The sequence below is a fragment of the Salmonella sp. FC25216 genome (genome assembly GCF_057751355.1).
Genome location: NZ_JBDGON010000008.1, coordinates 220,928 through 235,161, shown reverse-complemented (window position 1 = coordinate 235,161; position 14,234 = coordinate 220,928). Strand labels below are relative to the sequence as shown.

The window sequence follows — 14,234 nt, the reverse complement described above, 5'->3', positions numbered from 1 at the left end:
GTTAATGAAGGCCCGTTTAGACGGGTCTTCATTGTCTGTAGCAAAAAGGGTTTCGCCTTGCTTGTAGGCACAGATCGCTAAATATTATAACCCTGACCTCTATATTATCCCGTGCCACTGACCTCGTCGCCATTGGACGGCGGTAGGTTGGAATTATCCGCGAGGTCAGTCCAATTTTTGTCCATTCTCTATATCCTGCCTGTTATGGTGCGGTGTCTGAACGTAACTTCGTATAACGATGCATCGTTTTAATTTTGTTGATGCTATTTCTGCTATGACTGCTGTCATACGTGAAAAAAGCTGATGCCTTTCTACATCATTTATCAGAGGCAGATATGAAATTAGAGCTCGTTAATCGGCAGGTCATTATACCTGAAAGCGAAACCGAGCCTTTCCAGTGCCATGCCTCTACGCTTGCGCGCTTACCGTGCGGTACGCTCGTGGCCGCATGGTTCGCGGGGCTGTGCGAAGGAAGCAAAGATACAGCCATCTGGTTATCTCGCTATGAACATAATATCTGGACAAAACCGCAGCGAGTGGCGGCACGCGAGGGGGAAGCACACTGGAATCCGGTGTTATTTTACCCGTCGGATAAATTGTGGTTATTTTATAAAGTAGGCAGCGACGTACACGTGTGGAAAACCTGGTTTATCACCTCCAGCGATCGAGGATTTACCTGGAGTACGCCAGCTGAGTTGGTCAACGGTGATATTCTGCCGCGAGGTCCCGTAAAAAATAAACTCCTGCTGGCATCAAATGGCGCCTGGATTGCGCCAGGGTCGATTGAAAATGCTGAACGTTGGGAAGCATTTGTGGATCGCTCCTGTGACGAAGGAAAACATTGGAATATCTCTTTTGTGCCGTTGGAACCCTATGGCGCTATTTCCGGGAAAAACGTAGCGTTGTGGGATGGTGTAAAAAAGGGCATGCTGTGGGAGTGTTGTCTGGAAAACCTCCTGCGCTGGGATGGCGTTATTCAGCCTACGCTGTGGGAATCTTCTCCGGGGCATATCCATATGTTGTTACGAAGTACACGTGGGGCAATTTTTCGCAGTGATTCAATCGATTATGGCGTTAGCTGGTCTATTGCCCGCGCCACATCTTTACCGAATAATAATAGTGGTATCGATCTGGTTAGTATGCAGGACGGTACGCTGATTCTTGCTTTAAATCCTGTCAGTGGCAACTGGGGAAAGCGTTATCCGCTTTCACTTATTGCCTCCCATGATAATGGCACATCATGGCTACCGTTACTGGACCTGGAAAGTGACCGTGGTGAGTATTCTTATCCCGCTATTATTAGCGAGGGGGGAGTCATACATATCACCTACACGTGGAACCGGAAAAATATCGTATATTGTCGATTACAAACTGTGTAAGGCGCTATAAGTCGAGACCGATAGCGCCGGAATAATAACGCCTTGCCAGGCGTGGTCTGTCACGCCGAGATGGCCGAATAATTACGATTTACCGGGCAACATTCTTGAAAATGTATCGTCTTTTTGTATGTAATGGTGAAACAATGCCGCTGCTGCATGCATTGCAATCAGGAAATAACCGATATTGGCCAGCATTTCATGAATGCGCTTTATATCCGATTTTAGCGTGCTATCTGGCGTCAAAAATACCGGTACAGTAAAACCAAAAAAGCTCCAGTTTTTTCCGCCTAACGTCATCATCGCGACGCCCAGCAGCGGTAAAGCGAGAAAAGTGAGATAAAGCGCGATATGCATTAATTGGGCGGCCACATGCTGCCAGCGAGGAGGGGGAGGCGTAATGACCGGGGTTGGGTATTTGTGTTTAAGATATAACCGTAAAAACATCAGCGCCCAGACCAGAGCGCCCATATCATAGTGCATGTCTTTCATAAACAGGTAAACGCTGGAGCCTTTTGGCGCCCACCCCCGTAACTCGATGGCGGCATAAGCGATACCTATCAGGAACAATGTTAACCAGTGGAGCGTTATTTGCAGTCTTGAGAAATGTGCCATTATTATTATCCTTTATTAACAACCGCTTGTAGGGTATGCGTAAAATCTTAACAGAACCTTAAAACGGGGCTCTTAATCGCGAGGAACGGGCATAGATAGCGGCACGTAAAATGGGATAAAAAGCCGGCGGCATCGCCGGCTTACTGTTGTTATTGTCCTCTTACGACAACACAGGTTTTACCATAAAACGGATATGAGCCTGTAGTTTCATAATCAACACTCGAAACTAAAGAAATATCCCCCGATTTTTTCGCTGAATCAATAGATGCATCCCCGGTATTCACAATACCCAATACCGTTTGCGCACACGCTTTACCGGTTTTGGTCGCCGGGAGACTGGTGGCCGTAATAGGCCCTTTAACATCCGTATATAATCCAATCCCTGTCGGTGATGGTCCTGTAGCACAACCAGTTAAAAGAGAACTAATAAAGATAATTGAAAAAATGTGTTTTTTATTTTTCATGGAAATAGTCCATTATAAATTAATAGAAAGCCTACCGTCCGAAATCGTCCGGACAGCCATTTAAAAGATAATGTATATTAAATATGCGATATTACTCTTTGCATCCTCCTGTTGATGTCGTACCTGATGGACAAATATCTGTAGAGGCCGGATATATTCCCCACGCAGAGTTTTTATAACTTGCACATCCTGTTAGCAATGAGAATAGTACGGCTAAAAAAATCATTATGAGCCTTGTCGGCATTAACATTTTCGGCTGGACTCCATAGCATGTCATTTCATTGAGTTGCCATATGACCGGCATTCTGATGGTAAGTTTCATTAATGCCCGGCTCGTTTAATAATGGTTTAGGTTTAAAGCCAGGAGGCGCTAATTACGATAGGTTCTTACGCTTCAGTACTGACTAATGATGATGATAAAATGTACAGCACAGGATGAGAAGGCTTAGTACGGAATATTGATGAAATAAGATAGCGTTAATTAACCCGGTGTTGCTGGCGCTATTTTTCTTTCGTTTTATACCTGCCAAAAGCGACCTTTCATCCACGTGACGCTTCCTGCATTGATACCCTGTGGGTGTCAACATTTTGCGTATGATGTTTTTAGGAGATCATCATACTTTCTGTTCTGCATCATTTTTTTCATCATAAAAGCTCGCCATAATGCCGTCCTCAGGAGGCCTCCCGATGTTTACGCTTCGCCGGGAGGAACAAAAACAACGTATAATCTGGGGTAAACTGATGATTAAAGGCAAACTGGCGCTCATAACGTGCGCGATGGCTCTGGCATTCACCTCGCCGCTTTTCGCTGCGTCGGACACGGCAGATGGCCATACCTTAAAGCTGGCCATTGGCCCTGAGCCAACGGAAGGATTTGATCCTATGCTGGGCTGGAGCCACGGCAGTTACTTATTGCTTCATGCGCCGTTGCTCAAGCAAAACGCCGATATGAGTTGGGGTAATTTACTGACGGAAAAAGTGGATACCAGCCCCGATGGTAAAACCTGGATACTGACCTTAAAACCCGATCTGAAATTCTCCGATGGCTCGCCATTAACTGCCGAAGATGTCGTATTTACATATAACAAAGCGGCGAAGAGCGGTGGTAAAATTGACATGGGCAACTTTAGTCATGCGCGAGCGCTGGATGCGCGCCGAATTGAGATGACGCTGAGCCATCCGCAGAGCACCTTTGTGAATGTATTAGGGTCGTTAGGGATTGTTCCTGCCAGCCGTTATGATGAAAAAACGTTCGCCCGCGAACCGATAGGCGCCGGTCCGTACCGACTGGTCAGTTTCCAGCCTGGTCAGCAACTGATTGTTGAAGCCAACCCCTGGTATGCAGGTAAAAAGAATGATTTTAACCGGCTAGTTTTTGTCTTCCTGGATGAAGATAATGCCTATGCCGCCGCGCGTAGCGGACAGTTGGGGCTGGTGCGCATTGCCCCTTCTATGGCGGTGGCCCCGCAGCAGGATAATCTTAAACTCTGGGTACGCGATAGCGTTGAAAACCGAGGCATTGTCTTCCCGATGGTTCCAGCCGGTAAAAAGGATGCTAACGGCTATCCTGTCGGTAACGATGTGACTGCTGATGTCGCTATCAGGCGCGCAATTAACTATGCCATTAATCGTAAGCAACTGGCGGAACAGGTGATGGAAGGCCATGCGATACCCGCCTATAGCGCGGTACAGGGATTGCCGTGGCAAAATCCTTCGGTGGTATTCAGCGACGGCGATATTGCAAAAGCGCGCGCCATCCTGGAAGAGGCTGGCTGGAAGATAAACAGTGCGGGCGTGCGTGAAAAAGCAGGTAAAGAAGCGCGTCTGACCTTATGGTATGCCAGTGGCGACAGTACCCGGCGGGATCTGGCCGAGGCGGTGCGCGCCATGTTGCAGCCTTTAGGCATTGTCGTCTCGTTGCAATCAGGAAGCTGGGAAACTGTAGAGCGCCATATGCACGCTAACCCTACTCTGTTTGGCTGGGGAAGTCTGGACCCGATGGAACTTTTCCATCACTACAGCGGGAAAGCCGCTGGGGTGGAATATTATAACCCAGGCTATTACAGCAACCCTGCGGTAGAAGCACATCTGAAACAGGCTATAGATGCGCCTGACTGGCAAAAGGCGATTCCTTTCTGGCAGCAGGTTGAGTGGGACGGGAAGCAGGGCGCGGGCGTCCAGGGCGATGCGGCATGGGCATGGCTACTTAATATTCAGCATACCTATCTGGCAAACCCCTGTATTGATCTGGGGAAAGGCGCGCCAGAAATCCACGGTAGTTGGTCGGTGTTAAACAATCTTGATGACTGGACCTGGACCTGCCGGTAATGAAATTGTTCTTCAGTCATTTTTTGCGGCTGATTATCCTGTTGGTGCTGGTGGCTGCCGGCACCTTCATTCTGCTCAGCTTTTCGCCCGTTGATCCTATTCGCGCTTATATCGGCAACGATCTGCTCCATGTGCCGCCAGAACAATATGCGCGAATAGCGGCGCGTTGGGGACTTGACCAGCCGCTGTGGCAGCGTTTCGGTCACTGGTTTTGGCGTCTGCTCCAGGGCGACATGGGCTATTCCATGCTGTTCAATGCGCCTGTCGCCAGCGTGATCCGGGAACGTTTTGCGACGTCATTCGCGCTGCTGGCAGGCGCCTGGCTATTGTCTGGTGTCCTGGGCGTGGCACTGGGTTTTCTGGCCGGACGTTTTCTCCACCGCTGGCCGGATAAGATGATTTGCCGTATCAGCTATTTATTATCATCGTTGCCCACCTTCTGGATAGCAATGCTGTTGCTGGCGCTATTTGCCGTCCGCTGGCCGGTATTGCCTGTCTGTTGCGCCTGGGAACCCGGAAATAATGCAGTAACAGCTCTGTTATCGGAACGTTTACGCCATCTTGTGCTGCCGGTATGTGCGTTGAGTCTGTTGGGCATGGGGCAAATCGCGTTGCATACGCGGGAAAAAATAGCCAGTGTGATGAAGAGCGAATTTATTCGTTTTGCGCGTGCTCAGGGAGATAAAGGATGGTCGCTATTACGCCATCAGGTGTTACGTCATGCGATCACCCCAGCGATCTGTTTACAGTTTGCTTCTCTGGGCGAGCTGCTGGGAGGGGCGTTACTGGCGGAAAAAGTCTTTGCGTATCCGGGGCTGGGGCAGGCCACTATCGATGCCGGCCTGCGCGGCGATGTTCCGTTGCTCATGGGGATCGTCCTATTCAGTACGCTATTAGTGTTTGCCGGAAATACGATTTCAGCCTGGCTTGTGGTGGTACTTAATCGATCGCTGGAGCGTCCCTATGCTCTATAATCCTGCCCCGACGTTGCTGCGTTTGATTCTCTCCGTCGCCTGCCTGCTGTTTATTGCCGGATACGGTTATGCCACATTGAGCCAGCCGCCAGAGGTTAATTTGCTTGCCCGGCATCTGTCGCCTGATATCCAGCACTGGTTTGGCACCGATAATCTGGGGCGCGATGTATGGCTTCGTTGCTTTCAGGGCGCCTTCACCAGTTTACAAATTGGCATTGGCGCCGCGCTGTGCAGCGGCGTTATCGCGCTAGTGATGGCGGCAGCGGCGCGTATTCATACCCGACTGGATCTCCTGATGCGGCTGATAACGGATGCCATGCTCGCCATGCCGCATTTACTTTTGCTGATCCTTATCTGTTTTACGCTTGGCGGTGGTAAAAGCGGCGTCATTGCGGCCGTGGCGTTAACGCACTGGCCCCGTCTGGCGCTGATTCTGCGCGCCGACGCGGAGCGGGTAGCGCAGAGTGACTACCTGACATTGACGTATCGTCTGGGGCATGGACACCTTTATTGCTGGCGATACCACTATCTTCCGGCGCTGTTGCCGCAATGGCTGACGGGGACGTTATTGATGTTTCCTCATGCGGTATTGCACAGCGCGGCGTTAAGTTTTTTGGGGTTTGGGCTGGCGCCGCATGAACCTTCACTGGGGCTGTTGCTGGCGGATGCGCTACGGTTTATTAGCCATGGTAACTGGTGGCTGGTGCTGTTTCCGGGGCTAATGTTATTCACGCTGGTGATGCTCTTCGACCAGTTTGCGCGCGCCGTTCAGCGGTTGTGGCTAAGGAGTGACGTATGCTGAGCTTACGACAGGTCACGCTGGAGAGCGCGCGTTATCGCTGGTATGGCGCGAGACGCTGGTCAGCGTTGTTACAGAATGTCTCTTTTGATATCGCGCCCGGCGAAATGGTGGCATTGGTTGGCGGCAGCGGGGAGGGCAAAAGTCTGCTGCTGCAATGCCTGCTCGATCTGTTGCCGGAAAACTTACGCTTTCGTGGTGAGATTATGCTTGATGGCAACCAACTGGACAGACATACCATCAGGCAGCTTAGAGGGAATACTTTTAGCTACGTGCCGCAGGGAGTACAGGCGCTTAATCCCATGCTGAATATCAAAAAACATTTGAGCAGAGCATGTCATCTGACCGGACGCACCTGGGATGAGGCACAGATGGTACAGCTATTACAGCAAAGCGATCTTGAACCGACGGTCCTGGAACGCTTTCCCCGCCAGCTCTCCGGCGGGATGGCTAAACGTATTCTGGCCTGCCATGCCTCGCTCAGCCAGGCACGTTATATCCTCGCGGATGAGATCACCGCCTGGCTTGATACGGCACTGGCAAACCAGTTGCTTGAGCACTTGCGAGGTCTCTGCAAGCGGGGATGCGGCGTGCTGTGGGTGACTCATGACCTGCTGCTGGCGGCGCGGTATGCCGATCGCATTGTGGCGCTGCATCAGGGCCATATTACGGACAATATTCGCCGCGAACGATTACAGCCGGAAGAGATGAGTGAGCCGTTAAAACGGCAATGGCAAGCATTGCCTGAAATCAACTCGTTATTTATGCAGACCGGAGAGAACGTAGAATGCTGAGCTGCCGCGACCTCGTTATTCGTCAGGGCGGGAAAGTCTTATGGCAGAACCTGACGTTTGCGATTTCTGCCGGTGAACGGGTAGGAATTCATGCGCCAAGCGGAACGGGGAAAACGACGTTGGGGCGCGTCCTGGCCGGATGGCAGAAGCCGACGGCAGGCGACATTCTGCTGGACGGCAGCCCGTTACCCCTGCATCAGTATTGTCCGGTGCAGCTTGTCCCCCAGCATCCTGAACTAACGTTTAATCCCTGGCGAAGCGCCGGAGACGCTGTACGTGATGCCTGGCGCCCCGACCCGGAAACGTTGAAGCGTCTGTGCGTGCAACCCGAGTGGCTGACGCGTCGGCCAATGCAGCTCTCAGGCGGGGAGTTGGCGCGTATTGCGATATTGCGCGCGCTTGACCCGCGTACGCGTTTTCTGATTGCTGACGAAATGACGGCGCAACTCGATCCGTCTATTCAAAAAGCAATATGGGCATACGTGCTTGAGGTGTGCCGCAGCCGTTCATTAGGGATGTTGGTGATTAGTCATCAGTCCGCGCTGCTTGATCAGGTCTGTACCCGCCATTTACGGGTGGAATAGTAGCAAGTCGTTTCCCCGCATAGCAGAGTCGCCGTTAAGGCACCGGGAACCCATTGGTTCCCGGTATTGTTGGCATAATTTTTACTGGATGACGCGTTTATCTGCGTCTTTTGCATCAGCGGTATTACTGTAGTCCGTGGTCTCTTCAACCTGTACGGGGGCTCTGACGACCAGACTTGGCAGCGCCAGTTCGATGTCATTCTCAATTAATTTTTCAATAATACGGATATTTATCTCTTGCTGAATATCCATGTATTTATTGTAATCCGCGGTATTGACGATATGCACCACCTCATAGGTCAGCCGATCCTGATCAAAGGCCAACAAATGGGCGCGGTCGAATTGTGTTTCGCCAACATCGGTAATAATCTTTTTCACCATATCACCGATGAGGCGTAACTTTTCCGGCGGTGTCGCAGTGGCGACGCCAAAAGTAAATACGATACGACGCGTTTGCATCCGTTTATAGTTGTGTATGGTTTGCTGCAACAACTGCGCGTTCGCACAAACGATCTGTTCGCCGCTGAGGCTACGGATGCGAGTGGTTTTCAGACCGATATGTTCAATCGTACCGGCTACATCATTAAAGACGACGAAATCGCCGATTTCGAAGGGTTTGTCGAAACCAATCGACAGCGAAGCGAAGACATCGCTCAGAACCGTCTGCACCGCCAGGGCAATAGCAATACCGCCAACGCCAAGGCTTGCGACCAGCGCGGTAATATCCACGCCGACGTTCGCCAGGATGGAGAGCAGCATCATAGACCAGACGAGCACGCGCAAAATCATACCAAGAATGACCAGCGTCACCGGGTTTTTATTGGAGCCTGGGGCATACAGTAGATGACGCATCCATGACTGTACGCCCTGATCAAGCCAAATCGCCATTTGAATCGCAACCACTAAAAACCAGGCGTGTGAAAGGGTAGAGAATAACCGGTCGGGCAGGGCGACAAAACGCAGGCTAAAGAGAAATGCGGCAAAAAAGATCAGCATTTTACTGGTCTTTTTCAACATCTCGAAAATAATGGAGCGCAGCCGCCCATGAGCATCATCCTTTTTATCCGGGCGTTGTAGCGTTTTATAGACCACATTGAGTAGCCAGTTAATAAGCCAGTATGTGATGAGGGTGACGAAAAAAACGACCGCCAGGTTGATCCAGAATGTCGTCGACATCAGCATCGTAACGATATTTAGTCGTGCCAGATACTCCATTTTACCTCCGATGAAAAGCAGATGAACATTACAGTATAGACGTCACATCACGGAGGCCGATTTCCAGCTTTATTATTGCTGTTTTATTCAGCGATTTTGTTCAAAAAGTATGAAAAAGAGGGTTAGCCGTTTGGCTATCCCTGCGTTTCTGTGCAGACTTATCTACTCCTCTTAATAAAATAAGGAGTGACTTATGCAACAAGAGCATCGTGGGTGTATTGAACAGTGTTATGAATGCGCCGCAGCGTGTGATATCTGCGCTTCTTCTTGTCTGCGTGAAGATAACGTCGAAATGATGAAGCATTGCATTCAGTTAGATATGCAATGTGCGGCCATTTGTCGCCTGGCGGCGCAATTTATGGCGCTGGAAAGCGAGTACTCACAAAAATTATGCCGCCTTTGCGCAGATATCTGCAAAGCCTGCGCCGAAGAGTGTGCAAGGCACGACCACGATCATTGCCAGAACTGTGCGCGGGCGTGCAGCCAGTGCGCAGACGCCTGCCTTAAAATGGCCGCGTAATTTTTCTCCCGCCATTAGCTCAACCGGATAGAGCATAGAGCTTCTACCTCTAAGGTTCGGGGTTCAATTCCTCGATGGCGGACCAGTTGACGTCAAAAAGGCCACCTGCGCGGTGGCCGCTTAGTTTGTGTTGAAATAAAGGTAATGTTATAATATAACAAACATCTTTCTAAGAAAGATGAGGGTAACGTTTTGGTGATTCATTTAAAAAAACTGACAATAGTTCTGGGAATGCTGTTTGTGAATAGTCCTGCCTTCGCGCATGGCCATCATGAGCATGGCGCGCCGATGACGGAGGATGAGCAAAAAGCGGCAGCGGGTGTGTTTGATGACGCTAATGTACGCGATCGCGCACTCACAGACTGGGATGGTATGTGGCAATCCGTCTATCCCTATCTGGTCAGCGGCGAACTGGAGCCTGTATTCAGACAAAAGGCGAAGAAAGACCCGGGAAAAACGTTTGAGGATATTAAAGCATATTATCGCAAAGGATACGCGACGAATGTTGAAACTATCGGCATTGAAAATGGCGTTATAGAATTTCATCGCGACAATAACGTTGCGTCCTGTAAATATGATTATGCTGGCTATAAAATTCTGACTTACGTCTCGGGTAAAAAAGGTGTGCGCTATCTGTTCGAATGTAAAGATGCGAACAGCAAAGCGCCTAAATATGTTCAGTTTAGCGATCATATTATTGCGCCGCGCAAATCTGGTCACTTCCATATCTTTATGGGAAATACTTCACAGCAGGCATTGTTGCAAGAAATGGAAAACTGGCCTACCTATTATCCTTATCAGTTAAAGGCGAATGAGGTCGTTGACGAAATGCTGCATCATTAAGCCTGATTGCAACGTTAAAAGCTCGCCATGAATAGCGAGCTTTTTTTCTGCCGTTATGCCATATTTCTGGCAACCAAAATAAAAAGATATCTGCAATCCGGAGTAACGATGATCCTGTCCATACCGCCCTCTATTCAATGCCAGACGGATGCGGCGTGTCGCCTGATTACTCGTGTAACAGGCGACACGTTGCGTGCTATTCATTTATATGGTTCCGCTGTCGCGGGCGGTCTGAAGCCAAACAGCGATATTGATCTGCTGGTGACAATATGCCAGCCGCTGACGGAGGTCCAACGCGCAACGCTGATGCGTGAATTGCTGGCGCTTTCATCGCCGTCGGGGCTGTCGGCAGAAAAACGCGCTCTGGAGGTCACTGTCGTGCTCTATTCGCAACTGGTTCCCTGGCGTTTTCCACCGTCCCGGGAAATGCAATTTGGCGAATGGCTAAGAGAGGACATTTGTCAGGGGATTTATGAGCCAGCGCAGCAGGACTGGGATATTGTGCTACTGATAACCCAGATTCTGGAAGCCAGTATACCGCTAAAGGGGGAACACGCAGAACGGCTGTTCACGCCGGCTCCCGCGGCGCAGTTGGTGAAGGCCTTGCGTTATCCCCTCGACCTTTGGCAATCTGCGGCAGATGTGCAGGGAGATGAGTACCATATCGTTTTAACCCTGGCGCGCATCTGGTACACCCTTTCTACCGGGAGATTTACCTCTAAGAATGCTGCTGCCGACTGGCTGTTACCTCAGTTGCCAGAAGATTATGCCGCTACGTTGCGTGCGGCGCAGCGTGAATATTTAGGTCTGGAGAAAAAGGACTGGCGTATTTTGCTGCCTGCGGTCGTACGCTTTGTGGATTTTGCGAAAGCGCACATCCCCACGCAGTTCACATAAGATGCCCCAGGACGTCTGCCGGGTTGCGCAAACGGCGTTCCTCAACTACTACTTAATAAGTTATCATCGCTGAATAAAGCAGATGATCTTATGTGAGCCATGGAATGGACATTCCCACATGGCTCTCGTTTTGTTGAGGTGGTTATGACTGGTTCCGCATCATCTGTTTTAAAGACAGATACAAGACTATTGAGCGAAAACCTGTTTCTTAATTATGGTCTGGAATCCATATTTAAGGACGCCGCAATAATAGTTGGCAACGTAAATTATATTATCTTTGATATCGACGATTACTACACCGTACAGCAATATATTACAAGCGCATTTAAAACAGTGCTCATCGGGATTGTTACCCATAATGAATATAACTTTATTGATGAACACCATACTATTTATCGAATAAAAATAGATGCATCAATTTCCGAGTGGCGCGAATTACTGATTCAGGCAAGTTCTGGTCAATTTTTTCCCAGACCAGAGAAAGTCCGATTAACGGCGAATGAAAAAAATGTTCTGGCGATGTTAGTCAAAGGAATGGATATCCGACAAATAAGCCGTGAGCTAAATGTGCATTTAAAAACTATTTACTCAGTACGCTACCATGTTTTAGCTAAATTAGGTTGTAGAACGGTCCTGGACTATCAAATACTATCGGTATCTAAAGCCTTTACGCACTGGATTACAATAAGTAATGTCAGTAATCTAATTTCTCATGTAAATAGTAAGGCTATTGCTTAATAATGATTTGCTTCTGATGACGTTTAGGTTCACTATGCTTTCTTACATCATCATGAGGCCAGACAGACATGGCTACTTTTAGTATTAGCGCAATGGCTGCGCAGTGTGGCGTCACAACAGCGAATATCAGATCCTGGGAACGCTATGGTCTGCTTGAGCCCGTCAAGGATGAAGCTGGCAATCGTTTTTATTGCATAGAAGATGTTATCAGAATACAGCATATTATCGACGCATTAAGCAAAGGTTTCTCATTAAAAGAGATCAAGCCCGCCCTCTATGGTGAAGAGACGCATTGCCGCTCTGGATGGTTATTCTACCAGGAGGAGATTTTAGCGCAGTGTAGAAAATTCGAACCTGCCAAACTGCGAAAATTACTCTGGCGTTATGGTCGGGAAATCCCGCCGGTCATCGTGATTGAGTCAATACTGCGTCCTTTACGGCTGTGGCTGTCAGTTGGCGATGATGATGCGCGTCGATTTGAAAAGGCATTACTGGATACAGCGATTATTGAATACGCCACCTTCCAGCTAAGTAGCGTACGGAAGGCGCCGGCGGGCACAATGCTGATTGCCGCGTTTTCGCTAAACGATCCTATTGAGCTATGGCTGGAAACGATTAAATATTGTAGTGAAGGTATGCGGGTTGAAGTCATCCCCTGGCAGGCGCCGATGCCCGATCTTTTATCAACCGCTTTCGAGCATATTGTTCTGTGGCATGATGAGACATTAACACCCGCTCAGGAAAACCTTATTCAGTCTTTAAAAGAATCGGGTAAATTTAGTCTTCAGATAAAAAACGGCCCGGGCTTAACATTATTGTCAGCCGTATACCAGCAGCACGACATGCCAGATAAAATGCAGCATGTCGCGCCACAAAATTATTCAAACGGTTACGTAAAATCAGGCGCAGCACGTTGAAGCATCCATATTATTAACGAACAAGGGAGGAGTAAACTCTCCCTTGTTTATATTAGATGTCGTCAGGTGTCTGAAACAAAACGGCTTCTAAGGCGTTACGGTAAATATCAAGCTGGACTACGTCTTTTTCTGTTTCCAGTTTTTCAATAAGTTTTGCGATAATATCCTTATTTGAGACATGCTGCTGTGATTGCAATAGTTCGTAAGTAATTTCCTGAATAGCTCGCTGTTCACATAACATATGTGCAGAAAAAGGGTTGCCAGTACTATTTTGTTCATTGACTAGTGTAATGGTAGTCATATTTCACCATATTCGATGTAAATTGAAGCCGATCTCCCTGAGCGGGGGAGAGAAATTAGTGACCTATTAAAGTTAGACCTATATCATAAAACTGTAATAAAAAATCATAAAAATGTGACTTGCATCACATATATGTGGTTTGTTGTATATTTTATGCACGTTAAATGCAGGTAAAGATTTAGCAGAATCAACGGCCTGTTCTTTTTGTAACCCAAATTTAAACGAACAATCATTAATACCTATATGTAATAATTACTTAATGTTATCTTAATATAGGTAAATTACTGTCAGGTCTCTGTAAAAGGAGATTGATTAATGATTCGCTATATCGCCATTTTTCTTTGTTCTTTATTGATGTGTAGTTCCACTTTTGCTGATGCGGTAACGTCGGTATCGCTCGGCGCGCTCTCTACGGCGCTCAATGAACGCATGTTATTAATGAAAGAAGTGGCTGCTTATAAAATGAAACACCATCTACCGATAGAGGATTTCGCGCGTGAACAAAATGTTTTTGCCGAGGCTGAAGAAGAAGCGAAAAATAACGGGCTGGACCCGCATTCGATAGCCCCTTTTATTCGTTCGCTAATGGATGCCAGTAAAGCGATACAGTACCGCTATTTAGCGCAGTGGCAAAGCGGGTCGGAACCCTCCTTTCCGATACAAACATTGTCGACCTCCCGGCAACGAATTCGACAAATTGATAATCAACTGTTGATCATTATCAGCCAGCGCTTGATGGTCGGCGCTTTCAGCCACGAGGATATGGTGTGGCTGAGAGCGCAGTTTAATGCGCCGAATCTGAATGAGAGCGATATCAGTGATATGTTGGCAGCATTGTCTCTGGTGCGACGCGCGCGTTAATCCCACAT

Annotated in this window: 16 protein-coding genes and 1 tRNA gene; 13 read left to right on the top strand and 4 right to left on the bottom strand. The window is 48.6% G+C overall.

All coding sequences use genetic code 11. The features are described from left to right. Window positions 1–335: 335 nt before the first annotated feature. Window positions 336–1,379, top strand: a complete 1,044-nt coding sequence (locus tag AC3G3F_RS17735) for a sialidase family protein (protein ID WP_053509468.1) — start codon at window positions 336–338, stop codon at window positions 1,377–1,379. A gap of 81 nt (window positions 1,380–1,460) precedes the next feature. Here AC3G3F_RS17735 and AC3G3F_RS17730 read toward each other — a convergent pair whose 3' ends face one another. Both AC3G3F_RS17730 and AC3G3F_RS17725 read right to left on the bottom strand, forming a co-directional pair. After that, on the bottom strand, window positions 1,461–1,991 hold the full coding sequence (locus AC3G3F_RS17730; protein ID WP_023247959.1) for a cytochrome b: 531 nt from the start codon (window positions 1,989–1,991) through the stop codon (window positions 1,461–1,463). A 149-nt stretch (window positions 1,992–2,140) separates the two neighbouring features. Then, window positions 2,141–2,455 (bottom strand): TRL-like family protein, encoded by a 315-nt coding sequence (locus AC3G3F_RS17725; RefSeq protein ID WP_023247960.1) that lies wholly within the window; start codon window positions 2,453–2,455, stop codon window positions 2,141–2,143. Window positions 2,456–3,142: 687 nt separating this feature from the next. Between AC3G3F_RS17725 and AC3G3F_RS17720 the strand changes: the two genes are divergently transcribed. From AC3G3F_RS17720 to AC3G3F_RS17700, 5 genes are read left to right on the top strand one after another with little or no spacing between them, the layout of a single operon-like run. Beyond that, entirely contained in the window at window positions 3,143–4,783 is a 1,641-nt protein-coding gene (locus AC3G3F_RS17720) for an ABC transporter substrate-binding protein (RefSeq protein ID WP_077950772.1), read from the top strand. Then, window positions 4,783–5,757, top strand: a complete 975-nt coding sequence (locus AC3G3F_RS17715) for an ABC transporter permease (RefSeq protein WP_121767736.1) — start codon at window positions 4,783–4,785, stop codon at window positions 5,755–5,757. Before AC3G3F_RS17720 ends, AC3G3F_RS17715 begins: the two co-directional genes overlap by 1 nt. Beyond that, window positions 5,747–6,559 (top strand): ABC transporter permease, encoded by an 813-nt coding sequence (locus AC3G3F_RS17710; RefSeq protein WP_023247963.1) that lies wholly within the window; start codon window positions 5,747–5,749, stop codon window positions 6,557–6,559. Before AC3G3F_RS17715 ends, AC3G3F_RS17710 begins: the two co-directional genes overlap by 11 nt. Beyond that, entirely contained in the window at window positions 6,553–7,350 is a 798-nt protein-coding gene (locus tag AC3G3F_RS17705; RefSeq protein ID WP_023247964.1) for an ATP-binding cassette domain-containing protein, read from the top strand. The genes AC3G3F_RS17710 and AC3G3F_RS17705 overlap by 7 nt, the downstream gene beginning before the upstream one ends. Then, window positions 7,344–7,934 carry an ATP-binding cassette domain-containing protein gene (locus AC3G3F_RS17700; RefSeq protein WP_023247965.1) on the top strand — a complete coding sequence of 197 codons (591 nt, stop codon included), beginning with the start codon at window positions 7,344–7,346 and terminating at the stop codon, window positions 7,932–7,934. Before AC3G3F_RS17705 ends, AC3G3F_RS17700 begins: the two co-directional genes overlap by 7 nt. 81 nt (window positions 7,935–8,015) lie before the next feature. On the opposite strand, the gene AC3G3F_RS17695 is transcribed toward AC3G3F_RS17700, so the two are convergent. Beyond that, window positions 8,016–9,149, bottom strand: a complete 1,134-nt coding sequence (locus AC3G3F_RS17695) for a mechanosensitive ion channel family protein (protein ID WP_053529819.1) — start codon at window positions 9,147–9,149, stop codon at window positions 8,016–8,018. 193 nt (window positions 9,150–9,342) lie between these two features. Between AC3G3F_RS17695 and AC3G3F_RS17690 the strand changes: the two genes are divergently transcribed. From AC3G3F_RS17690 to AC3G3F_RS17665, 6 genes are all read left to right on the top strand, one after another. Beyond that, a complete protein-coding gene (locus AC3G3F_RS17690; RefSeq protein ID WP_079796301.1) occupies window positions 9,343–9,669 on the top strand; it encodes a four-helix bundle copper-binding protein in 327 nt (108 codons plus the stop codon). 8 nt (window positions 9,670–9,677) lie between these two features. Next, window positions 9,678–9,754, top strand: a tRNA-Arg gene (locus AC3G3F_RS17685). A 110-nt stretch (window positions 9,755–9,864) separates the two neighbouring features. Then, complete coding sequence (zinT, locus tag AC3G3F_RS17680; RefSeq protein WP_488395456.1) at window positions 9,865–10,512, top strand: metal-binding protein ZinT; 648 nt, start codon at window positions 9,865–9,867, stop codon at window positions 10,510–10,512. Between the two features lie 108 nt (window positions 10,513–10,620). Then, window positions 10,621–11,409 (top strand): cryptic aminoglycoside nucleotidyltransferase ANT(3'')/ANT(9), encoded by a 789-nt coding sequence (aadA, locus tag AC3G3F_RS17675; protein ID WP_023247969.1) that lies wholly within the window; start codon window positions 10,621–10,623, stop codon window positions 11,407–11,409. 144 nt (window positions 11,410–11,553) lie between these two features. After that, window positions 11,554–12,147 (top strand): helix-turn-helix domain-containing protein, encoded by a 594-nt coding sequence (locus AC3G3F_RS17670; protein ID WP_053509456.1) that lies wholly within the window; start codon window positions 11,554–11,556, stop codon window positions 12,145–12,147. Window positions 12,148–12,215: 68 nt separating this feature from the next. Then, window positions 12,216–13,064 (top strand): MerR family transcriptional regulator, encoded by an 849-nt coding sequence (locus AC3G3F_RS17665; protein WP_023247971.1) that lies wholly within the window; start codon window positions 12,216–12,218, stop codon window positions 13,062–13,064. A 52-nt stretch (window positions 13,065–13,116) separates the two neighbouring features. Here AC3G3F_RS17665 and AC3G3F_RS17660 read toward each other — a convergent pair whose 3' ends face one another. Next, on the bottom strand, window positions 13,117–13,365 hold the full coding sequence (locus AC3G3F_RS17660; protein WP_000208086.1) for a biofilm/acid-resistance regulator YmgB/AriR: 249 nt from the start codon (window positions 13,363–13,365) through the stop codon (window positions 13,117–13,119). A gap of 315 nt (window positions 13,366–13,680) precedes the next feature. On the opposite strand from AC3G3F_RS17660, the gene AC3G3F_RS17655 reads away from it, so the two are divergent. Further along, a complete protein-coding gene (locus AC3G3F_RS17655; protein WP_023247972.1) occupies window positions 13,681–14,226 on the top strand; it encodes a chorismate mutase in 546 nt (181 codons plus the stop codon). The last annotated feature ends 8 nt before the right edge of the window (window positions 14,227–14,234 follow it).